This window comes from Brachybacterium fresconis (assembly GCF_017876515.1).
GTDB classification, from domain to species: domain Bacteria; phylum Actinomycetota; class Actinomycetes; order Actinomycetales; family Dermabacteraceae; genus Brachybacterium; species Brachybacterium fresconis.
The window spans coordinates 2,754,176-2,775,746 of the sequence record NZ_JAGIOC010000001.1 but is presented as its reverse complement, the minus strand read 5'-3'; the positions used below and the strand labels follow the sequence as shown (position 1 = coordinate 2,775,746).

Sequence of the window (21,571 nt, the reverse complement as noted above, 5' to 3'; positions counted from 1 at the left end):
TGGTCAGCCGGCGCGCGGGCGGGCATCGTCCGCGATGCGCCACGCGGGCTACCCTCGTGCGGTGACCTCTCGACGCAACGACACCTCCTCCCCGGCCTCCGCGCGCCCTGACGCCGCGACCGGGCAGCACGACGGATCCCTCGCCCGGTCCCTCGGCCACGGGCAGATGGCGATGATCGCCATGGGCTCGGCGCTGGGCACCGGGCTCTTCCTCGGCTCCGGCGAGGCGATCGGTATCGCCGGCCCCGCCGTGATCATCTCCTTCGCGCTGGGCTCCCTGATCGCCGCCTCCGTGGCGTTGGCGATGGGGGAGATGGCCTCGCGCCATCCCGTGCGTGGCGGCTTCGGCACCCTCGCCGCCCGTTACCTCTCCCCGTTCTGGGGCTACCTCTCGCGGTGGCTGTACTGGATCGTCACCGTCTGCGTGACCGGCGCCGAGCTCGTGGCCTGCGCCGCCTACCTCGCCTACTGGGTGCCTGCGATCCCGCTGTGGGCAGGGATCATCCTGTTCGCCGCGGTGATCCTCGCGATCAACCTCTCCAGCGTCGGGTCCTTCGGCGCGGTGGAGTTCGTGCTGTCCTCGATCAAGGTCATCGCGGTGTTCGTCTTCATCGTGATCGGCGCCGTGCTGGTGATCTTCGGGCTGCCGAGCGCCCCGGCCTCCGGATTCGTCGAACTGACCGCCGACGGGGGCTTCGCCCCGATGGGCTGGGCCCCGGTGTGGATCGCGCTGTCGGTCGTGATGTTCTCCTTCGGCGGCATCGAGCTGCTGTCCATCACCGCCGCCGAGGCGAAGGACCCCGCCCGGTCCATCCGCACCGCCGCCCGCACCACCATCGTGCGCCTGGCGTTCTTCTACGTCTTCTGCATCGGCATCGTCCTGTGCCTGGTGCCGTGGCGTCAGGCCGCCGGGACCGGGGAGGAGGTGGCCACCTCCCCGTTCGTCATGGTCTTCGACCGGATCGGGATCCCCGGGGCCGCGGACATCACGAACGTGCTGGTGCTGATCGCGGCGTTGTCGGCCGCCAACGCGAACCTCTACGCCGGCAGCCGCATGATCCATTCCCTGGCCGCCGACGGGCTCGCCCCGCGCTTCGCGGCCGTGACCACGGCCCGCCGGGTGCCGGTGGTCGGCATCGCCCTGAGCTCGATCGGGCTGGTGGGCGCGGCGCTGCTCGCCTTCAGCGGCGTGGGCGGCGTGTTCGGCTACATGATGAGCCTCGTGGTGTTCGCCGTGATCATGGTGTGGGCGCTGATCCTGATCACCTACATCCGATTCCGCCGCAGCGGGATCACGGGCGCGACCTTCCGGATGCCCGGCGGGATCCTCGCCGCAGGAGCGGGCCTCGTGGGGCTGCTGGCGGTCTTTGCGACCGTGACCGTGCGACCCAGCATGCAGATCGCCGCCCTGGTGGGGGTCCCGGCCGTGCTGATCGCGACGGTGCTGTACGTCGCAGTCGCCCGTCGGCGCATCGACCCGTCTGATATCGAGGATGCCTTCGAGGAGGCCGAGAGCATGCGCTGACCCGGCTGGGGATCGTGCGCCGACCGGGATCGGGATCGTGCTCTGATCCGGCTGGGGATCATGCGCTGACCCGCACGACGTCTCGGAACGTGGCGTTGATTACGCTCGAGCGAGCCGGTTTTGGCTGAGGGTTCATCGGGGGTAACCTAAAGGAACCTTCGGCCTCGGCGCCTCTGTGACCCGGTGTCGAAGGAATGCGCGAGTGGCGGAATTGGTAGACGCGCACGGTTCAGGTCCGTGTGCTCGAGAGGGCGTGGGGGTTCAAGTCCCCCCTCGCGCACCGCAGGGAATTCCCTGGTTCACCCAGGTGAACCGGGGTTTTTCGCATCACGGGGGTGTTCGCGTCCGAGCGGGACGGCCCGCGGATCCTGACGGGGAGCGCCGAGGTCCCGCCGACGGCAGCCCTGTCCCGCAGCTGGTCTCGGTCCCGCGGCTGGTCCGGGTCCCGAGACCGGTCTCAGTCCGCGTGCTCGGCGGCGTACTCGTCCATCGTGTCCTCCTCCAGTGCGGTGCGCAGCTCCTCCATGCCTTCCTCGTCGGAGGCGACGACGCTCGCGCCGCCGGCGGTGGTGTACGGGTCCCCGTGCGGCGCCTCCAGGAAGTGCAGGGTGGAGCTGCGCAGGTTCCGGTTCTCCACGCCCAGCTGCACGATCGTCCTCGAGTCCAGGCCCTCGTCCGTCGTGAGGTACGGGGAGAGGGCTGCAATCGTGTCGCGCATCTTCCCGGGGCTGGAGAGCGTGTCTCCGCTCAGCAGCTCGCCGGCGATCGCCTTGAGCAGCTGCTGCTGGTTCTGGTTGCGCGCGAAGTCGCCCGTGTCGAGCTGCTTGCGCTCCCGGGCGAAGACGAGCGCCTCCTCGCCGTCCAGATGCTGGGTGCCCTCGGTGAACTGCATGCCGTCCCGCTCGAAGGATTCGGGCACGTGCACGTCGACGCCGCCCAGGGTGTCGACCAGCCCCGTGATGCCCTCGAAGTCGATCAGTGCGACGTGGTCGATCGGTGTGTCCGTGTAGTCCTCGACCGTGTTCACCGCGAGGGGCAGGCCGCCGTAGGACAGCGCCGCGTTGATGCGGTCCTGTCCGTGGCCGGGGATCTCGACGTAGAGGTCGCGGGGGAAGGACGTCACGTAGGCCTCCGAGCCGTCGGCGGGCAGGTGCACGAGCATCATCGTGTCGGACCGCTGCCCGCTGACCTCCTGCGCGGCGGCCTCCGCGGTGGCGCGCTGGTCCGAGCCCAGGAGCAGGATGTTCTGCCCGTCGCCCGCCGCCTCCGCGGGGCGCTCCCCGTCCGATGCGCCGCGGTCGAGGCTGACCACGCTGCGCTTCTCGTACGCCTCCTGGAGCGAGCCCAGGTAGCGGTCGGTGAGGAGGCCTCCGACGGCGACGAGGCAGCCGATCACGAACAGCGCGATCAGTGCCTTCCGTCGGCGCGGCCGACGAGTACGGCGCGAGCCGTTGTCCAGATCGGGGTTCGACGGGGTGGTGTCGTCCATGGGCCTCTCGCGGGAGTCGAGGAAGGAAGTTGCCGACCATACGGGACGGGGGATCAGTGTGCACGGAGGGCCGGGAAGGCATCATGGGTCTATGAGCACCCTCACCCCGTCCGACGACGTCACCTTCGCCGGCCACGGCGGTGCCCTCGTCGGGCGCGCCTGGACCCTGCCCGATCCCCGCTGGATCGCCGTGCTCGCCCACGGCTACGGCGAGCACGTCGGCCGCTACGCCTGGGTGGCCGGCCGATTGAACGACGCCGGTGCCGCCGTCTACGCCGCTGATCACGTCGGCCATGGCCGCAGTGACGGAGCGCGTGTGCTGATCGAGGACTTCGAGCCGGTCGTGGCGGATCTCGACGTCGTGGTCCGATACGCCCGCGAGCAGCATCCGGACGTCCCGATCGTGCTGCTCGGACATTCCCTGGGTGGGATGATCGCCGCGCGGTACACGCAGATCCACCCCGATCGATCGGTCGCGACGGTGCTCTCCGGGCCGGTGCTGGGCTCCTGGGCGATCGTCGACGAGCTGCTCGCGCTCGAGGAGATCCCCTCCACCCCGATCGACCCCGAGACCCTCTCCCGCGATCCGGCCGTCGGCGCCACCTACGCCGAGGACGAGCTGGTCTGGCACGGCGATTTCAAACGCCCCACCCTGGAGGCCATCCAGCGCTGCCTGGCCATGATCACCGCGGCCGGCACGGTCGGCGATCATCCGCTGCTGTACCTGCACGGCGAGGACGACCATCTGGTCCCGCCCGGTGCGAGCCGGGTCGGTCTGCGGGCCGTCGAAGGCAGCGCCACGCGGGTGAAGACCTACCCCGGCGCCCGGCACGAGATCCTCAACGAGACCAACCGCGCCGAGGTGGTCGACGACGTGATCCGTTTCGTCGAGGGCGTGCTGGCGGGCCGTGGCTGACACCGCCCGGTCGACCGCCGTCGCTCATTCGACGGCGGTGCGGCGCAGGCGGACGTTGACGAACTCTCCCATGCCCCAGCGGCCGAGCTCACGGCCGAAGCCGGAGCGCTTCACGCCGCCGAACGGCAGGCCCGGCAGCGTCGTGCCGTGCTCGTTGACGTAGGCCATCCCGACGTCCAGACGGTCGGCCACCTCCCGGGCACGCTCCAGATCGGTGCCCCACACCGAGCCGCTGAGCCCGTAGGGGACGTCGTTGGCGAGCTCCACCGCCTCGTCGACCGACTCGACGCCGTGGATCACCGCGACCGGACCGAAGATCTCCTCGGAGTAGGCGTCCATCTCCCGGGTGACTCCGGTCAGCACCGCCGGTCGCATGAAGGCGCCGTCGCCCTCGAGGGCGTCGCCGCCGGTGTGGATCCTCGCTCCCTGCTGGGCGGCGCGCTCGACCTGCTCGACGACGCCGTCGCGAGCCCCGACGGACGACAGCGGGCCGACATCGACGTCCTCGTCCAGCGGGTCGCCGACGGTCGCGCCCTCGAAGACCTCGACGACGGTCGCGACGAAGGCGTCCACGCTCTCGCGCGGGACGAACATCCGCTTGGGGGAGTTGCACGCCTGCCCGGCATTGGAGAGTCGCGCCGTGGCGACGATCCGGGCGACACGCTCGAGATCGGCATCATCGAGGACGATGAGCGGATCGGACCCGCCGAGCTCGAGCACCGACTTCTTCAGATGCTTCCCGGCGTTGGCGGCGACGGCGGATCCGGCCCGCTCGCTGCCGGTGAGCGAGACACCCCGGATCCGCTCATCGGCGATCATGTCGGCGATCTGGTCGTGGGAGGCGAAGAGGTTGATATAGGCGTCCTCCGGGACGCCGGCGGTGTGGAGGATCTGTGCCATGACCTCGGAGGAAGCCGCGCAGATCTCGGCGTGCTTGAGCAGGATGGTGTTGCCGACCATCAGGTTCGGGGCCACGAAGCGGGCCACCTGGTAATAGGGGTAGTTCCACGGCATCACGCCGATGAGCGGACCGATCGGCTCGGTCTGCACCAATGATTCCTGGGCGCCCTGCGGATCCAGCTGCTCGTCGCGCAGCAGATCCGGGCCGTGCTCGGCATACCAGCGATAGATCGAACCGGCCAGCTCGGCCTCCCCGATCGCCTGCTGCAGCGGCTTGCCCATCTCGGTCGCGATGAGCTCTCCGAGCTCCCGGCTGCGCTCGTCATAGGCATCGGCGACCCGCTCCAGGATCGCGGCGCGCTCCTGCGCCGCGAGCGTGCGCCAGCTCGAGTAGGCCGCAGAGCTCCGGGCCAGCACGTCCTGGACGCCGTTGTCGTCCAGTCCGGCGAACTCCTTCTCGGTCCGTCCCGTGGTCGGGTTGGTCGTCGTGAATCCAGTCATGGGGCCACCCTCGTCCGCTCCGGCGGGATCTGTACAGGGGGACCGTCCGATCGGTCGTCCCGTCGGCGGATCCGGGGGCCGACGGCGACCGTGCGGTCCATGCCCGTTGCCGAGCCTGCGGAACAGTGTTAGGCAGGGTGCATGCGAGCTATCGGAGTGACACGGTACGGAGGCCCTGAGACCCTGCACGAGATCGACGTCCCGGTCGAGGAGCTCGAGCCCGGCACCGTGCGGATCCGGGTGAGCGCCGCCGCGGTGAGTCCGACGGACACCCTGGTGCGCAGCGGGGCCCGGGCGGACGCGGAGCAGGCGGACGCGCCCGGTGACGTTCCCGGGATGGATGTCACGGGGGTCGTCGCGGAGCTCGGACCGGACGGCGGCGACGGCCTGGCCGTCGGCGATCGCGTGATCGGGATCGTCATGCCCACCGGCCCGCACGGCGCCTATCGGGAGGAGATCGTGCTGCCGGTGGGATCGGTGGTCCGTGCCCCGACGGGGGCCTCGGATGCGGAGGCCGCGACGCTTCCGATGAATGCGCTGACTGCCCGTCGCGCCCTCGACCTGCTCGCGCTCGGGACCGGGCAGACCCTCGCCGTCACCGGGGCCGCGGGCACCCTCGGCGGCTACCTGGTCCAGCTGGCGGTCCACGACGGCCTGCGCGTGCTCGCCGACGCGGCCGAGAAGGACGAGGAGCTGGTCCGCTCCTGGGGGGCCGACGTCGTCGTGCGCCGCGGCGAGGACGTCGCCGAGCGCATCCGGGAGGTCGCCCCCGACGGGGTCGACGGCCTGGCCGATGCCTCCATCCAGTCCGCGCAGGTGCTGCCCGCCGTCTCCGACGGCGGCGCGGTCGCCACCTTCCGCGGCTACCGGGGCGACGGAGCGCGCGGGCTGAGGGTCGAGCCGGTCATGGTGCGCGATGTCGCCGAGGCGCGGGGGATGCTCGCCGGACTGCGCGACCTCGCCGAGCAGGGCGTGCTCGCGCTGCGGGTGGCCGATGTGCTGCCCGCGGTCGAGGCCGCCGAGGCGCACCGTCGTCTCGAGGCAGGAGGAGTCCGCGGACGGATCGTCCTGGACCTCACCGCCTGAGACGCCGCGGCGGCGGGTGATCCGACGCCGGATTCAGATGAACTCCAGCGGGTCGAACTCGTCGATGTCGATGATCCGCACGCGCGGCAGACGACTGGTGAAGGCGGCGACGTCGTACTCGAGGTCGTGGAACTCGATCCCCGGGATCTCCTGCAGATCGCTGGCCATGAACTCGCGGAAGCCGACCAGGGCGGTGCGGCGGTCGTCCGACGAGGCCAGCTCCTGCATCTGCGGGACGAAGTCGCGGTCGTGGCTGACCAGCATGACGTCGGCCGGGCGGGAGACCAGCGCCTCGGCGGTGCGCTGGATGGCGATGTCGACGACCTTGCCCTCGCCGCGCAGCGGGATGGTCTTGTAGCCCAGGGCGATCAGCGCCTGCACGAACCCGGAGGGCAGGCTGTCGCCGACGGCGAGGAAGAACAGGCCCTTGACGGGCTGGTCCCACGTGACCTCCGCATGGTGCAGCAGCTTGTTCCAGCGGGGCCGCTCCTCCGGCTGGGGGCGGCGACCGAGGACGGAGATGCCGAGCGTGGCGTCGATGTTCTCGCCGTCGACCAGGAGGTACGTGGTGCGTGCTGTCATGGCTCGACCCTACGCGCTCGCCGGCACGATCCACGCCGACGAGCGCGGGCCCGGGAGGGATGCGCCGCTCAGGCGATCGTGACCTCCTGCCCGGACTCGGCCGAGGCGTAGATCGCCTCCAGGATCCGCACGATCTCCACGCCGTGCCAGGCCGGGGCGACCGACTCCGCACGGCCCAGGCCGGCGTCGACGAAGTTCTGGATCTCGTGCGCGAACCCGGTGCCGAACTCGAAGGTGCGCGAGGCGATCTGCGGCTCGATGTTCACCACCGAGTCGTGCATCTCGGTGGCGATGTGCAGGGCCGGCTCGAGCTCCGCCCCTCCCTTCTCGCCGTATACCGCCACCTCGATCGAATCCTTCGTGGCATGCAGCGAGAAGGAGCAGTCCAGCAGCAGCGAGGCCCCGTTCTCGAAGCGGATCACGGCGTTGGCCAGATCCTCGACGGTGTTGCGGTCGGGATCGTAGTCGGCGGCCTTGTAGCGCGGCATGGTGGTGACGTTCGCGCGGTTGCCGAGCTTCTCGTACGTGTTGCCGCTGACGGAGACGACCTTCGGGGAGCCCATGAGGTACCAGCACAGATCCAGCACGTGGATGCCGATGTCCAGCAGCGGGCCGCCGCCGGAGATCTCCTTGTCCGCGAACCAGCCGCCGGGGTTCCCCACGCGACGCAGACAGCTGGCCTTGGCGTAGTAGATCTCACCGAGCTCGTCCGCGTCGATGAAGGACTTCAGCACCTGGCAGTTGGGGGAGTGTCGGCGCACGAACCCGACCTGCACCACCTGGTCGCTGCGCTCGACGGCCTGCTGGATCTGGAGCGCCTCGTCCAGGGTGCGGGCGATCGGCTTCTCGACCAGCACGTGCTTGCCGGCCTCGATCGCGGCGATCGCCCAGGTGGCGTGGGAGTTGTTCCAGGTGCAGATGGACACCCCGTCGATCTCGTCGTCGGCCAGCAGCTCGTGGGGGTCCGCGTAGGCGCGCTTCGCGCCGAAGGTGTCGGCCACGGACCGGGCGCGCTCGAGGTTCATGTCGGCGACGGCGATCAGCTCGACGTCGGTGTTCTCGGCGTAGGCGGTCAGGTGGGACTGGGCGATGGTTCCGGCGCCGATGACGCCGACTCGGAATGTGCTCATGTGCGGTGCTTCCTTCTGGCCGGGAGGCGGATGGGGTCGTGAAGAGCGGTGAGAGGGGGGTGAGAGGTCAGGGGATCTCGAGCAGGCGACGGGCATTGGCCAGGCCGCGCTCGCAGCCCAGGAGGCAGTCCTCCCAGCCCTCGAACTCGATCGAGACGAAGCCGGTGTACCCGGAGGTGCGGATCGAGCGGGCCACCGAGCGCAGGTCGATGTCGCCGTTTCCGACGACGGCACCGCGCAGGTGCTTCCCGCCCCGGCTGCGGAACCAGCCCTCGCCGGGATCGGCATCGGCCGGGCGGATGTAGAAATCCTTGAGGTGGACGACCATCGCGTACGGCAGGTTCTGCGGGACGGAGACCGTCGGGTCCTCGTCGACGCACACGAAGTTGCCCACGTCCACGGTGGTGCGGAAGGTGGGCTCGTCGACGGCGTGGATGATCCGCCGCACCCGGTCCGCGGCCTGCACGAAGAAGCCGTGGTTCTCGAGGCTGGTGGTGACGCCCTTCGTCGCGGCGTACTGCGCGATCTCCTTGCTGGCCGCGACGATCGAGGGCAGCGCTTTCTCGAACAGCGGGGTGTCGTCCCCCTCGCGCCCGGCGTGAGCGACCACGTCGTGGCGCATCTGGCGGATCCCCAGACGGTCGGCGAGGTCCACGTGGGCCCTCACGCGATCGATCTGCGCGGTGAGCTCCGCGGGGTCGTCGGTGACGAAGTCCGCGCCGATCGCCAGGGTGGACAGTGTCACCTCGGCCTGCTCGGCGTGGGCGCGGATCTGCTCGACGTAGGCGGGGTCGGAGGCGATGTTGGGGATCGGGGCGCCCGGATCGTCGCCGAGGGAGGCGAGTTCGAGATGCTCGCCCTCGCTCGCGGCGACCCAGTCGATCACCTCGGGCAGGGTCATCTCGCCGGTGGCGAGCTTGCTGTGGAAGCTGTAGGAGCTGAAACCGAGGCGGATGCCGGGGGTCATGGGGATCCTTCGCGATCGGGGATGTGGTGGTCTCGGGCTGGTGCGCTGGTGCGCTGGTGCGCTGGTGCGCTGGTGGGCCGGTGTGGTCGAAGATCAGGGGGCGGGGCGCGCCTCCGAGGGGTTCGGGGTCGTCGTGGTGGCGCCGTCCGACGGGATCGGGGCGAGGAACTGCGGCCAGGGCGCCGGCACGCCGGGCACTCCGGCGATGCGGGCGGAACCGTGCTCGAAGGCCCGGCCGAGCGCGCCGATCAGCGAGCCGTCCGTGGTCAGCCGGGCGGCCACCACCTCGGGCCGCTCCGGGGTCATCAGCAGGTGGTGCAGGCTGCGTCGCAGCGGATCGAGCAGGGTCTCGCCCTGGCGCGACAGCCCGCCGCCGACGACCACCAGCTCGGGATCGACCGTCAGCGCCACGGTGGCCAGCCGCGGCGCGATCTCCGCGCAGAACTGCTCGATCTCGCGCCGGGCGATCTCCTCCCCGGCCGCGGCCCGCTCCAGCAGCGGCTTCGCCTCGTCCCCGGTGGACCAGGTCAGCCGTCCGCGCCGCGAGGTGCTGGTCCAGCGCATCCCGCGCTGACTGCCGAGCTCGCCGGCCAGGCGGTGGCTGCCCTGCAGGATCGCCCCGTCCACGATGAGGGCCACCGAGAGACGATGACCGATCTGCACGTAGGCGATGGAGTTCGCCGGCGGGCCAAGGTGACGTTCCGCGAGGGCGGCGAGCTTGATGTCGTTCTCGACCACCACCGAGCAGTCCAGCAGCCCCGAGACCTCCGCGGCGAGGTCGCGGCCGACGAGGTCGTCCATCGCGAGGCTGCGGGTCAGGCGGCCGTCGGCGGCGAGGATTCCCGGTACGGCGAGACCGACGACGTCCGGCCGCGACCCGGTGCGTCCGATCGCCCGCCCGATCGCCGCGAGGTGGTCCCCGCTCTCGACCGCCACCGTGCTCCGGGAGAGGACTGCGCCGAGCGCATCGGTGATCAGGCAGCTCACGGTGCGCTCGCCGAGGTCGAGGGCCGCGACGGTCGCCGCGTCGGGGTCCAGGGCGAAGCGGCGGGCGGGGCGACCACGCCGGCCGGCGACGTCGGCGGCGGGGACCGGAGCGATCGGGCCGGCGGCGATGAGGTCCTGCAGGACGCTCTCGACGGTCGGTCGGGACAGGCCCGTGGCGGCGGAGAGCTCGCCGATGGTCAGCGCTCCGGAGGCGCCGCGCAGCGTGAGCACGCAGTCCCGGGCGTTGCCCTGCCGCACGGCCGTTCCCGGGCCGGAGTCAGGGCGCGCTGCGGACGCGGCGTCGTCGGCCGTCATCATCGAGCTCCCTCGCCGTCGTGGTCGCGGCATCCGGACCCGTCTTCTGAAACCCGGTTGCACAATGCGGGTCCAGTCTTCGCCCGACGCCGTGCGGTGTCAAGAGCGCGGGCGTCGCGCGCGGCGGTAGCGTGGGGGCAGGAGGCGATGCTGTTGGATGAACCGGTGCTGCACCAGAGCTATGCGGCCGCGGTCCCGGAGCTGTCCGTGCCCTGGCAGTCCGACGTCCCGCCCGCTGCCGAGCTGGTCTGGCTGAACGAGGACCTCGCCGCCGAGCTCGGCTATGACGCGGCCTGGCTGCGGGGACCGGAGGGCATCGCCCTGCTGACCGGGCAGCTCGCCGCCGACGGTCGCTCCCTGGCCCCCGGATCCGATGCGCCGGAGCATCCGTTCACCACGGCCCAGGCATACGCCGGACACCAGTTCGGCAGCGCGAACCCGCAGCTCGGCGACGGCCGCGCCGTGCTGCTGGGCGACCTCGTCGACACCCGCGGAGATCGCCGCGACCTGCACCTCAAGGGCGCCGGCGCCACCCCCTTCGCCCGGGCCGGGGACGGGAAGGCCCCACTGGGTCCGATGCTCCGGGAGGCGGTCGTCGGCGAATCCCTGCACGCCCTCGGCATCCCCACCACCCGCGCCCTCGCGGTGCTGACCACCGGGGAGCAGATCGCTCCCCGCCAGGGCGTGACCCCCGAGCCGGGTGGACTGCTGGTGCGCGCGGCCGCGAGTCACCTGCGCGTCGGCACCCTGGAGTACGCCGCCTGGCACCACGACCTCGGGGTCCGCCGGGCGCTGGTCACCCACGCCATCGAGCGCCATCATCCGGCGGCCGAAGGGGCCGCGAGTCCTCCGCTGGCCCTGCTCGAGGCGGTGATGCGGGCCCAGGCGGAGCTGATGGCGCAGTGGATGCTGGTCGGCTTCGTCCACGGCGTCATGAACACGGACAACATGGCGCTGTCCGGCGAGGGCATCGACTACGGGCCGTGCGCCTTCCTCGACGTCCATCGCCGCGACGCCGTGTTCAGCTCGATCGACCGCGGTGGACGCTACGCCTACGGCCATCAGCCCGGCATCGCCCTGTGGAACCTCTCGCGCTGTGCCGAGACGCTGCTCGAGCTCGTCGACGAGGGAGATCCGAACGTCGCCGTCGAGCAGGCCACCGCCGTGCTCGAGCGCTACGAGGGCCACTACCGCGCCGCGTACGCGCGGGGCCTGGCCGCGAAGCTCGGCATCCCGCTGGGGGCGGAGTCGGACCGGGTCGACAGCTCGCCGACCCAGGGGGAGGGCACCGCGGCCGGCGGGCCGGACCCCGGAGCTGATCAGCATCTCGCGAGGATCCAGGACCTCGGCGCCGACCTCGCCGTCCTCCTCGAGGAGCAGCAGGTCGACCACACCGGCTTCTTCCGCGCCCTGACCGATGCCGATCCGGCCTCGCTGTTCTCCGACCCCGCACCCTTCGAGGCCTGGCATCAGCGGCTGCTCGCCCTGCGCGGGACCGGCCCGTCGGCCGTCGCCGCCGAGGACGCGATGGCACGCACGAACCCGGTCCACATCCCGCGCAACGTGCACCTCGACGCCGCCCTGCGCGCCGCGCACCTCGGTGATCTCGAGCCGGTGAGGACCCTGCTGGAGGCGGTCCGTCGGCCCTTCGAGCATCACGCGGAGCACGCCCACCTCGAAGGCCCCGGCGACGGCGGAGAACACTTCATGACCTTCTGCGGGACCTGAGAGCGCGCATTCTCGGGCGATGATCATCGTGGCCGGGCCGGAAACAAAGAATTCACCCGCAATCGGACACACGCTCCGCTTCGCAGCATCGACGTGATGCGCCTCACCTGCACGTCTGGACCTGAAAAGCGGAATAGTCCATGCTCATCCTGAGGATCCGCTGAAGGGTCTTCGACCGATCGCGGTGCGGTGCTCCTCTGCCGACCGGTGATCGGTGACCATCCCGACCCCCGAGATAACCGGAGGACATCGTGGACGCGCTATCCACCATCGATTGGGCAGGGCTCGGATTGAAGATCCTGGCCGCCATCGTCATCCTGATCATCACCGCCATCCTGGCCGCCGTGGTCAAAGGCGGAGTCGCCAAACTGACGCAGAAGGTGCCGGCATTGCAGCGTCCCGGTGTGGACGGCGCAGGTCTCGGCAACTCGATCGGCACCATCGCCTCGATGGTGGTGTGGCTGCTGGGCCTGATCATCATCCTGGGCATCTTCCAGCTCTCGCAGGTGCTCTCGCCAGTGATCGGAATGCTCGAGCAGGGCCTGAGCTTCATCCCCAACATCATCGGCGCCGTGTTCGTGTTCATCATCGGCCTGACGATCGCGAAGATCGTCCGGGCCCTGATCGTGACCGCGCTGAACGCCGTGGACTTCGGCAAGCTGCTGGGCACCGCCCAGTCCGGCTTCGAGAAGGCCACCGGCGGTGTCACCAGCGCTCCGGCGCAGGCCGGCCACCCCGATCACCAGGGCCAGCCCGGCCAGCCCGGCCAGCCCGGCCAGCCCGACCAGCCCGGCCAGCCCGGCAAGGAGGCGTCCAAGGTCCCCGAGATCCTCGGGTCCGTCGTGTTCGCGCTGATCATGATCGTGGTGTCGATCGCGGCTCTGCAGATCCTCGGAATCGCCTCGATCTCCGAGCCGGCGTCCGCGATGCTCACCGGCGTGTTCACCGCCATCCCGAACATCATCGCCGCAGTGGTGCTGGTGGGGATCGGTGTGCTGATCGGACGCTTCGTCTCCGGTCTGTTCCGTCCGATCCTCGACGGCTCCGGCGTCGATGCGTGGCTGACCAAGCAGGAGATCCTGCCGCAGGGCTCCTCCGCCACCCCGACCGTGCTGCGCATCGTCGAGATCGCCGTGGTGCTGTTCTTCGCCGTGATGGGCGCCCAGGTGCTCGGCATCCCGCAGATCACCGCGATCCTCAGCGAGATCCTCGCCCTCGGCGGCAACGTGCTGTTCGGCGGTGCGATCATCGCCGCCGGCTTCTTCATCGCCATGATCGTCGGCAAGATCCTCACCGGCACCGCCTCGACCATCGTGCGCTGGGCGATCATCATCCTGTTCACCGCCATGGGCCTGCAGTCCATGGGCGTGGCCGACTCGATCATCGAGATGGCCTTCGGCGCCCTGGTGATCGGTGGTGCCGCCGCCGCAGTGCTGGCCTTCGGCCTCGGTGGTCGCGACGCCGCCGCCCGCCAGCTCGCCAAGCTCGAGAACACCAAGGGCTCCGCCCACTCGAAGCCTGCTGCGGGCTCCGGACCTGCCCCGTCGGCCGGCACCTCGGTGCCCCCGCCGCCGGACGCCTGACCCCCGCCTCGGGCCCGACCCGCAGGCACGACTCCGAGGCCGCCCTGGACCCTGTCCAGGGCGGCCTCGGCGCGCCTCACCGCGTCCGCCTCGTGCGCTCGCGTCCGCCGTCATCCTGCACCGATCGGTCGGGACGCACCCCACCTGCCGGTGCTACGGTCGGAGCCCCGGCGGGACGGGGCCGACGTCGCCGCACGCAGGCCCCGCCGTCGATTCGTCCGACGGAAGGAGAAGCCATGCCAGGCCCACTCGCAGATCGTACGATCCTCCTGCTCTCCAGCAACTTCGGCACCGAGACCGACGAGATCCGGCGGCCCCTGGAAGCGCTGCGCGAGGCGGGGGCGACCGTCACCGTCGCCGCCACGGAGTCAGGGACCATCCAGACCCTCGTGCTCGATCACGACCTCGGCCCCGAGGTCCCCGTCGACACCACCTACGACGCCGTGCAGGCGAACGACTTCGACGCCCTCGTGCTCCCCGGCGGCACCCTGAACGGCGACGCCCTGCGCACCGACGAGACCGTCCAGTCGCTCGTGCGCGGCGTCGCGGAGGCCGGCAGGCCCGTCGCCGCCATCTGCCATGCACCCTGGATCCTGGTGGAGTCCGGGCTCGTCGACGGCCGTCGGCTCACCTCCGTGCCCACGATCCGCACCGACATGGTCAATGCCGGCGCGGAGTGGGTCGACGAGGAGGTCGTCCTCGACGACTCCGGCGGCTTCCGGCTGATCACCTCGCGTTCGCCCGACGATCTCGACGCGTTCCACCGCGCGATCCTCGATGCGCTGACCTGAGCCGCCGCCCGGGACCACCCCGGCGGTATCGCGTGACCCGCTCGTCCCGACGTCAGGAGGAACACCATGACCGACCCCTACGACCCCGAGTCCGCCGCCTGGGAGGAGGAGGCCACCTCTCCGGAGGGCGCCCAGGATCCGACGACCGACGAGGACACCGAGCTGCTGGCCGAGACCAGCGAGGACGAGTACGCCCGCCCGGACGAGGAGGAGCCCGGTGACGTGAGCATCGACGACGCCCTGGAGACCGATCGGGTCGTCGCCGAGGGCTCGGACTCCCGCAACGCCGACGGCTACGGCTTCGACGAGGACCGTGAACGCGGCACCGAGGACGCGGTCGCCGCCGAGCAGGGCAATCGTGACGAGGACCGGATGGAGAGCGACATCGACGATGAGGAGCTCGACCAGCTCGCCGGGACCGATGGCGATGCTCTGGGCACCGACCGGGACCTCGCCGACCCCGAGGCCTGAGGCCCGTCGGCCGGCCTGCGCGCATCCGACGGGGTCGGGCGGCTCCGGCGCGGGCCGCCGGCGGCGGGATCAGCGCGCGGCGAGAGCGGCGAGGATCTTCTCGTCGGCCGCCTGCCGGGAGCGCAGGTGGGCGCCGACTTCATAGGAGAACGAAGAATAGGTCAGGGTGCCGCCCTCGTCGATCAGCGCCTTCGTGCTGGGGCGGTCGGTGAGCTCCGCCAGCCAGGTCAGCGCGCGATGGTCCGCCATGGCCTGCGCGAAGACGCGGTGCCGGATCGAGAGCCACGCCGTGCCGTCGGGCCCGGGGTAGACCGCGAAGGGGTCGCCGCCGAAGAACGGACCGCCCGCGCAGGTGTCCTGGAACGGGTCGATCGTCTTCAGGGAGAACTGCGAGTACCAGAAGTTGTAGCCCCAGTGCAGGAACCCGGGGGCGTCGAAGGCGAACAGCTGGCGGCCCAGCACCCGGCTGCGCACCGAGGGCAGCGCGATGAACCGGTTCGCGACGTCCCGGTTCTGGGAGACGCAGTAGTACACCCACGGCGTCCACCCGGCCTCGAGGAACGCCCCGACGTGGTCGGTCGCCACGATCGGTGTCTCCACCACGCCACGGGCGGCGAAGTCCAGCGAGCTCAGCGCATCGACCACCTGCGCGCCCTCGAGCAGGTCCGCGACCTGCGCCTTCGCCGCACGGTAGTCCGCGAGGTGGTCCTGGCCCGGCTCGTCGCTGATGTGCCAGAGCACCTGACCGTCCCACTGCTCCGCGAGATGCTCGCGCAGCGCCGGGATCAGCGCCTCGAGCAGCCGACGGTAGGCGGGGGAGGTCGCCGGGACGTGCCAGCCGAAACGGTCCTCGAGCCCTGCCGCGGTCTCCACCTGGATCGCGGGGGTGGCGCGGGCGCCCCACTGGGTGAACAGGTGCGCGATCTCGATCCCGGTGAATCCCAGGTCGCGGCAGATCCCCAGCCAGCGGTCCAACCGGTGGAAGTCGACGTCGTACCGACCCTCCACCTCGTGGATCCCCACCAGCTGGACCACCGGGCGCGTGTACCCTTCGGCGGTGTCCAGCGGCGGCGTCCAGGTCGGGGTGAGCACAGAGTTCACATCCATCTCGCGCGCCGAGGCGAGAAAGGCCTCGATGAGCTCCCAGTGCCGCTCGGAGAACACCGCCACGTCGTAATGGGTCGCCAGGCAGTCGGCATGGAACCAGTGCGTGTTCGTGATGGCCAGCGGCGGCAGACGGTGGGGGTGGACGCGCAGGTGCACCGTGTGCTCGGCCAGCAGGTGCTCCCCGTCGGCGCTGGTGAGCGTGACGGCGAGGTCGTGGGGCCCGCCGTCGGACGGGCCCTCGGGCGTGATATCGATCCACAGCGCCTCCCAGATCCCCGGGGTGAGGCGTGCGGTCCGGTCGGTGACCGGTTCGAGCAGGTCCGGGTACTCGCCCGGCTCGGTGGCCAGGTAGTGCTCATCGGGGTTCTCGGGGGCGGGGGAGGAGACGGGGACCCGCCGCACCACGTGCACGCGGGCCCGCTCGGCGAGGTCCCCGGCGAGGTGGACGGCCACCACCGCGGAGGCATCCTCGAGGTCGCGGGGCGCGTGGGCGAGCCGGTCCGCGGAGGCGGTGTCCGGGGCGTCGTGCTCCTCGAGCAGCACGGCGACCTGCACGGACAGCACCTCACCCAGGAACCCGGAGGCGTGCGCGCCCCCGATCAGTTCGGCGGGGCGCGGGGCGGTCCCCCCGAGCACCTTCTCCAGGGAATCGGTCAGGACGGACTGCACGGATGCGCTCCTCATCGGCGACGACGGGCCGCTGCCCATCCAAGCACGGCGATCGGTCCGGGGACAGGGGCCCCGCGGGTCGGAGCTGCGCCGAGAGCACGGCGATTAATCCATTGCGCCGTCGTCGGGCCGGTCCTACGGTGGAGGGACACAGGAAGGGAGGTGGTCCAAAGAATGATTTCTTATCGGACATGTGAGGTGGCTCGCCGCTGAGGCGACCATCGACCTGACCCGCCGTCGGCGGGCCCCCAGATCGACGGACGCGCAGCGAATACCACCGAGCTGCCGGGACCCGCAGGGGTCGGACACCGTCCATCCGACCAGCGCAGATGCGCAACCTGCGGGTCCTTCCCTGCCCGGAAGCGCGGGGAGCACGTCCGCGGCGCGCGCCATTACGCTCGGGTCATGACGAACTCGCCCCCTCCCCCGTCGGTCGAGCTGATCTCGCCGCGCATCGACGAGTCCGCCGTGGTGCGCCTCGACCCGCCCGGTGCCGGGTCCGACGGATCGGCCGACAAGCCGCTGGTGATCCTCCTGCACGGCCTGGGCAGTCACGAGGAGGACCTCACGGGCCTCGTCCCGTTCCTGCCGAAGGACTTCACCTACGCCTCCCTGCGCGGCATCTACCGCTACGTGCAGGGCTACGCCTGGATGGGCTGGCCTCTGGACGCCGCCCGCCCCGAGACCCTCGAGGTCTCGGCCACCGCCGTCGAGAGCTGGATCGCCGAGCAGGCGGAGCAGGGGACGACCGTGGCGGGCGCCATCGGCTTCTCCCAGGGAGGATTCCTCGCCCTCCAGCTGCTGCGACGGGACCCTCTGGCCCTCGCGTGGATCGTCCAGCTCTCCGGTGCCCCGTTCCCCGCGCCGATGCCGGGCGATGCGCCGCTCGCCGAGGTGGCGCCGCCGGTGCTGTGGGGTCACGGCGGACTCGACCCGCACTTCGATCCCGAGACGGAGGAGGCGACGCGCGAGTTCCTCACCGCGCACACCCGCCTCGAGGAGGAGCGCCGGCCCCACCTCGGCCACGCGGTCGACGAGATCGAGCTGCGGGCCGTCGCGAGCTTCCTGCAGAGGCGGGCCGCGGAGCTCTGAGCCGTACGCCGACCCGTGCCCGAGAACGGGGGCGAGCCGTCCCAGTGCGTCGGACCTCGCATCCACAACCCCTCCCGCGCCCAGGGACCGCGCTGTAGCATTTCGTCATCCCGCACCGAGAGCCGGAGCGGATCATGAGGAGCACCAGGAGACCATGAGCGCCGCCAGCGACGCCCCCAGTGACAGTCCCAGGCCTTCGGGCCTGACACGACATGCACTGACCGGGGGAACCCGTCCATGGACCTGATCGGTCCCCTCATATCCCTGGGTATCGGACTCCTGCTCGTCCTCGCCTGCGGCGGCTTCGTCGCCGCCGAGTTCTCCCTGATCACCGCCAACCGCAACGACGTCGAAGCCGCCGTCGACGGGGGCGACAAGCGCGCCGGGGGCGTGCTGGAGGGGATGAAGACCCTCTCCACCCAGCTCTCGGGCGCCCAGCTCGGCATCACCGTGACCAACCTGGGCATCGGCTTCCTCGCGGAACCGGCGATCGCCGCGCTGATCGGCCCGGCCCTGGTGGACATGGGCCTGGGTACGGTCGCAGCCCGCTCCGTGTCCGTGACGATCGCTCTCGTGCTCGCCACCGGCGCGACCATGATCTTCGGCGAGCTGGTCCCCAAGAACATGGCGATCGCCCAGCCACTGCGCACCGCGAAGATGGTCGTCGGCTTCCAGCGCATCTTCACGAAGGTCTTCGCTCTGCCGATCCGCCTGTTCAACGGCAACGCGAATGCCGTGGTGCGGGCCCTGGGCGTCGAGCCGCAGGAGGAGCTCGGCTCCGCCCGCAGCGCCGAGGAGCTCTCCGCCCTGGTCAAGCGCTCGGCCGACGAGGGCGCCCTCGCGGAGGAGACCGCCTCGCTGGTCCAGCGCACTCTCGCCTTCGGAGACCGTCGCGCCCACGACGCGATGGTGCCGCGCGGCCGGATGGACTCCCTGGACGAGGACGACACCGTCGCCGACATGCTGGAGCTGGCCCGCAGCACCGGTCACTCCCGGTTCCCCGTGCTGACCGACGAGAACGAGATCGCCGGCGTCGCACACATCCGCCATGGCCTGGCCGTCCCCTTCGACGAACGGTCCGCCACCCGGGTCGATGCCGTCATGGGCATCGCCACGTTCGTGCCCGACACGGTGCCGCTGGACGACCTCATGGACACGCTGCGCGGCGGCGGTCTGCAGATGGCCGTGGTGGTCGACGAGTTCGGGGACCACGCCGGACTGATCACGCTCGAGGACCTGGTCGAGGAGATCGTCGGCGAGGTGCGCGACGAGCACGACGACGAGAGGGACGACACCCCCGAGCCCGACGGCTCCTGGGACCTGGACGCCCGGATGCGGCCCGACGAGGCCACCGAGCGCCTCGGCGTCACCGTGCCCGAGCACGAGGACTACGACACCCTCGCCGGTCTGGTCACCCTCGAACTCGGACGGCTCGCAGAGGTGGGCGACGAGATCGTCGTCGACACCGACCCCGCCCCCGGCGAGGAGCTCGCGCAGCTGCGCATCGAGGTCACCGAGGTCGACGGCATGCGCATCGAGACCGTCCACGTGAAGGTCGAGCGCGCCGACGCCGAGGACGACGGCACGGAGAAGGACGAGCGCACGGGCAAGGACTCGAACAAGGGCTCCGTCAAGGACTCGGACAAGGGCTCCGACAAGGGCTCCGCTAGCCCCGGGGACGAGAAGAGGGTGGCGCTCGAGCATCATGCGGTCGCTGCGCCCGAGACCAGCGAGGTGAGCCGATGAGCACCGGACTCGGCCTCGGCCTGACCCTCCTGCTGCTGGCGCTGAACGCTTTCTTCGTCGGCGCGGAATTCTCGCTGATCTCCGCCCGCCGTGCCGTGATCGAGCCCAAGGCCCTCGAAGGACGGTGGACCGCTAAGATCACGATCTACGCCATGGAGCACGTCTCGCTGATGATGGCGGGCGCCCAGATGGGCATCACGGTGTGCTCGCTGGCGCTCGGCGCGATCAGCGAACCGGCCATCGCCCACCTGCTGGAGGCACCCTTCGACGCGCTCGGCGTGCCCGGCGCGCTCGTCCATCCGATCTCCTTCGCGATCGCCCTGGCCCTGGTCACCTACCTCCACGTCGTCTTCGGCGAGATGGTGCCCAAGAACATCGCCTTGGCCGGTCCGGAGCGGATGGCTCTGATCCTGGCACCGCTGCTGATGGGCATCGTGACGGTGCTGCGCCCGCTGCTGTGGCTGCTCAACGCCAGCGGCAACCTCGTGCTGCGGATGCTCGGCGTCACCCCGAAGAGCGAGGTGACCAGCGTGTTCACCCGCAACGAGGTGGCCGCCATGGTCAGCGAGTCCCGCGAGGGCGGACTGCTGGAGGACAACGACGAGGCGCTGCTGCTGGGGGCGCTGCGCTTCGAAGCCCGCAGCGTGGCCAACCTGGTGATCCCGCTGGAGAAGATCTCGTCCCTGCCCGAAGGGGTCACCGCCGCCGAGGCCGAGACCGCCGCGGTCGAGGGCTTCTCCCGTTTCCCGGTGCGGACCGCCGAGGGGCGCCTGACCGGCTATGTCCACATCAAGGACCTGCTGGACTCCGTGCAGGAGCATCGCGACGACCCGATCCCCACCGAGCGCCTGCGCGCACTGCCGGAGATCGGCGCCGACGAGCCCCTGCGCCAGGCGCTGACCACGATGCAGGGCACCGGCGCGCACCTCGGCGCCGCCACCGACGAGAACGGCGCCGTGGTCGGCATCGTCACCCTGGAGGACATGCTCGAGGAGCTCGTGGGCCAGATCCGCGACGACTCCCGCATGGCCGCCTGAACAGGTGCGGCGGGCGGGTCGGCCCCGCCCGTTCCCGAGCCTCCGCCCCTTCTCAGCCGAGTTCTGCGCTCTTGTTCCCATAGCTGGTTTTGGGAACGACGACGCAGAGCTCGACGTCCCGGCTCGTCCCGGCTCGGCTCAGCGCCCCGGCTCGCCCGACGGGAGGCTCCTGGTATCGCGGGCTCGCGTGCTGCCGGAGGCTCCATCATGTGGCCAGGTGGGCCACGATGGGGAGATGACCATCCCTCTCGGCGGCGCTCAGCCGCAATCGTCCCCCGATTCCTCGCGTGGCTCCTCTGCGGGCGCGTCAGAGGCGGTGCCGCCGGGCGCGGCGGGTCCCGGCCCGGCCGAGAACCTCTGGACCGCCGCGGTCCGGCGCAACCCGGAGCACGCGCGCGGTTACGCCGAGCGCTGGCGACGGATCGAGGCCTCCGGCCAGGACATCTACGGTGAGGCCCGGCTGATCGACGCCATGGCGCCGCGGGGTGCCCGGATCCTCGACGCCGGCTGCGGCAGCGGACGCCTCGGCGGGCATCTGGCCCGCGCCGGTCACCGTGTCGTCGGCGTCGATCTCGATGCGCACCTGATCGACGTCGCCCGCGAGGACCATCCCGCGGCCCGCTGGGAGGTCGGGAACCTCGCAGAGCTCGACCTGCGGGACGCGGAGGGGCAGCGCGAGCAGTTCGACCTGGCCCTCAGCGCCGGCAACGTGCTCACCTTCCTCGCCGGCAGCGAGCGTCGCCCGGCCCTGGCCCGCCTCGCCGAGCACCTCGCGGACGACGGGCGCCTGGTGGTCGGTTTCGGGCTCGATCGCGGCTACGAGATGGCCGACTTCGAGGCCGACGCCGCAGCGGCCGGGCTGCGCCTCGCCCAGCGCTTCTCCTCCTGGGACCTGCGCCCGGCGGACGGGCAGTTCCTGGTCGCCATCCTCGAGCGCGCCTGATCCCTT

General features: G+C 71.1%; 18 protein-coding genes and 1 tRNA gene. 12 read left to right on the top strand and 7 right to left on the bottom strand.

Annotation, left to right across the window (positions count from 1 at the left end):
* The first annotated feature begins 166 nt into the window (after nucleotides 1-166).
* Nucleotides 167-1,525 (top strand): amino acid permease, encoded by a 1,359-nt coding sequence (locus JOF44_RS12540; protein WP_245349435.1) that lies wholly within the window; start codon nucleotides 167-169, stop codon nucleotides 1,523-1,525.
* A gap of 196 nt (nucleotides 1,526-1,721) precedes the next feature.
* A tRNA-Leu gene (locus JOF44_RS12535) sits at nucleotides 1,722-1,805 on the top strand.
* A 177-nt stretch (nucleotides 1,806-1,982) separates the two neighbouring features.
* On the opposite strand, the gene JOF44_RS12530 is transcribed toward JOF44_RS12535, so the two are convergent.
* Nucleotides 1,983-3,014 (bottom strand): LCP family protein, encoded by a 1,032-nt coding sequence (locus JOF44_RS12530; RefSeq protein ID WP_209891807.1) that lies wholly within the window; start codon nucleotides 3,012-3,014, stop codon nucleotides 1,983-1,985.
* Nucleotides 3,015-3,105: 91 nt separating this feature from the next.
* Between JOF44_RS12530 and JOF44_RS12525 the strand changes: the two genes are divergently transcribed.
* Nucleotides 3,106-3,930 (top strand): alpha/beta hydrolase, encoded by an 825-nt coding sequence (locus JOF44_RS12525; RefSeq protein WP_209891804.1) that lies wholly within the window; start codon nucleotides 3,106-3,108, stop codon nucleotides 3,928-3,930.
* Between the two features lie 24 nt (nucleotides 3,931-3,954).
* Here the strand turns inward: JOF44_RS12525 and JOF44_RS12520 are convergent, their stop codons facing one another.
* Nucleotides 3,955-5,331, bottom strand: coding sequence for an NAD-dependent succinate-semialdehyde dehydrogenase (locus JOF44_RS12520; protein WP_209891801.1), 1,377 nt, complete (start codon nucleotides 5,329-5,331; stop codon nucleotides 3,955-3,957).
* Between the two features lie 141 nt (nucleotides 5,332-5,472).
* On the opposite strand from JOF44_RS12520, the gene JOF44_RS12515 reads away from it, so the two are divergent.
* Nucleotides 5,473-6,417, top strand: a complete 945-nt coding sequence (locus JOF44_RS12515) for an NADP-dependent oxidoreductase (RefSeq protein WP_209891799.1) — start codon at nucleotides 5,473-5,475, stop codon at nucleotides 6,415-6,417.
* A 33-nt stretch (nucleotides 6,418-6,450) separates the two neighbouring features.
* Here the strand turns inward: JOF44_RS12515 and JOF44_RS12510 are convergent, their stop codons facing one another.
* From JOF44_RS12510 to JOF44_RS12495, 4 genes are all read right to left on the bottom strand, one after another.
* Complete coding sequence (locus JOF44_RS12510; protein WP_209891796.1) at nucleotides 6,451-6,999, bottom strand: NYN domain-containing protein; 549 nt, start codon at nucleotides 6,997-6,999, stop codon at nucleotides 6,451-6,453.
* A 68-nt stretch (nucleotides 7,000-7,067) separates the two neighbouring features.
* Nucleotides 7,068-8,129 (bottom strand): Gfo/Idh/MocA family protein, encoded by a 1,062-nt coding sequence (locus tag JOF44_RS12505; RefSeq protein WP_209891793.1) that lies wholly within the window; start codon nucleotides 8,127-8,129, stop codon nucleotides 7,068-7,070.
* Between the two features lie 67 nt (nucleotides 8,130-8,196).
* Nucleotides 8,197-9,096 carry a sugar phosphate isomerase/epimerase family protein gene (locus JOF44_RS12500; RefSeq protein WP_209891790.1) on the bottom strand — a complete coding sequence of 300 codons (900 nt, stop codon included), beginning with the start codon at nucleotides 9,094-9,096 and terminating at the stop codon, nucleotides 8,197-8,199.
* Between the two features lie 93 nt (nucleotides 9,097-9,189).
* Complete coding sequence (locus JOF44_RS12495) at nucleotides 9,190-10,401, bottom strand: ROK family protein (RefSeq protein WP_245348937.1); 1,212 nt, start codon at nucleotides 10,399-10,401, stop codon at nucleotides 9,190-9,192.
* A gap of 144 nt (nucleotides 10,402-10,545) precedes the next feature.
* On the opposite strand from JOF44_RS12495, the gene JOF44_RS12490 reads away from it, so the two are divergent.
* From JOF44_RS12490 to JOF44_RS12475, 4 genes are all read left to right on the top strand, one after another.
* The gene (locus JOF44_RS12490; protein ID WP_209891787.1) at nucleotides 10,546-12,126 is read left to right on the top strand and encodes a protein adenylyltransferase SelO; all 1,581 of its coding nucleotides are present in this window, start codon (nucleotides 10,546-10,548) and stop codon (nucleotides 12,124-12,126) included.
* A gap of 251 nt (nucleotides 12,127-12,377) precedes the next feature.
* Nucleotides 12,378-13,709: a mechanosensitive ion channel gene (locus JOF44_RS12485; RefSeq protein ID WP_342591773.1), complete on the top strand. Its 1,332-nt coding sequence runs from the start codon at nucleotides 12,378-12,380 to the stop codon at nucleotides 13,707-13,709.
* A gap of 236 nt (nucleotides 13,710-13,945) precedes the next feature.
* Entirely contained in the window at nucleotides 13,946-14,500 is a 555-nt protein-coding gene (locus JOF44_RS12480; RefSeq protein ID WP_209891784.1) for a type 1 glutamine amidotransferase domain-containing protein, read from the top strand.
* Between the two features lie 66 nt (nucleotides 14,501-14,566).
* Nucleotides 14,567-14,971 carry a hypothetical protein gene (locus tag JOF44_RS12475; protein ID WP_209891780.1) on the top strand — a complete coding sequence of 135 codons (405 nt, stop codon included), beginning with the start codon at nucleotides 14,567-14,569 and terminating at the stop codon, nucleotides 14,969-14,971.
* 69 nt (nucleotides 14,972-15,040) lie between these two features.
* On the opposite strand, the gene JOF44_RS12470 is transcribed toward JOF44_RS12475, so the two are convergent.
* Nucleotides 15,041-16,747 (bottom strand): glycoside hydrolase domain-containing protein, encoded by a 1,707-nt coding sequence (locus tag JOF44_RS12470; RefSeq protein WP_342591772.1) that lies wholly within the window; start codon nucleotides 16,745-16,747, stop codon nucleotides 15,041-15,043.
* 405 nt (nucleotides 16,748-17,152) lie between these two features.
* On the opposite strand from JOF44_RS12470, the gene JOF44_RS12465 reads away from it, so the two are divergent.
* From JOF44_RS12465 to JOF44_RS12450, 4 genes are all read left to right on the top strand, one after another.
* The gene (locus tag JOF44_RS12465; RefSeq protein ID WP_209891774.1) at nucleotides 17,153-17,839 is read left to right on the top strand and encodes an alpha/beta hydrolase; all 687 of its coding nucleotides are present in this window, start codon (nucleotides 17,153-17,155) and stop codon (nucleotides 17,837-17,839) included.
* 237 nt (nucleotides 17,840-18,076) lie between these two features.
* Entirely contained in the window at nucleotides 18,077-19,585 is a 1,509-nt protein-coding gene (locus tag JOF44_RS12460) for a hemolysin family protein (RefSeq protein WP_209891770.1), read from the top strand.
* Complete coding sequence (locus JOF44_RS12455; protein ID WP_209891767.1) at nucleotides 19,582-20,622, top strand: hemolysin family protein; 1,041 nt, start codon at nucleotides 19,582-19,584, stop codon at nucleotides 20,620-20,622. Before JOF44_RS12460 ends, JOF44_RS12455 begins: the two co-directional genes overlap by 4 nt.
* Before the next feature lie 235 nt (nucleotides 20,623-20,857).
* Entirely contained in the window at nucleotides 20,858-21,565 is a 708-nt protein-coding gene (locus tag JOF44_RS12450; protein ID WP_209891763.1) for a class I SAM-dependent methyltransferase, read from the top strand.
* The last annotated feature ends 6 nt before the right edge of the window (nucleotides 21,566-21,571 follow it).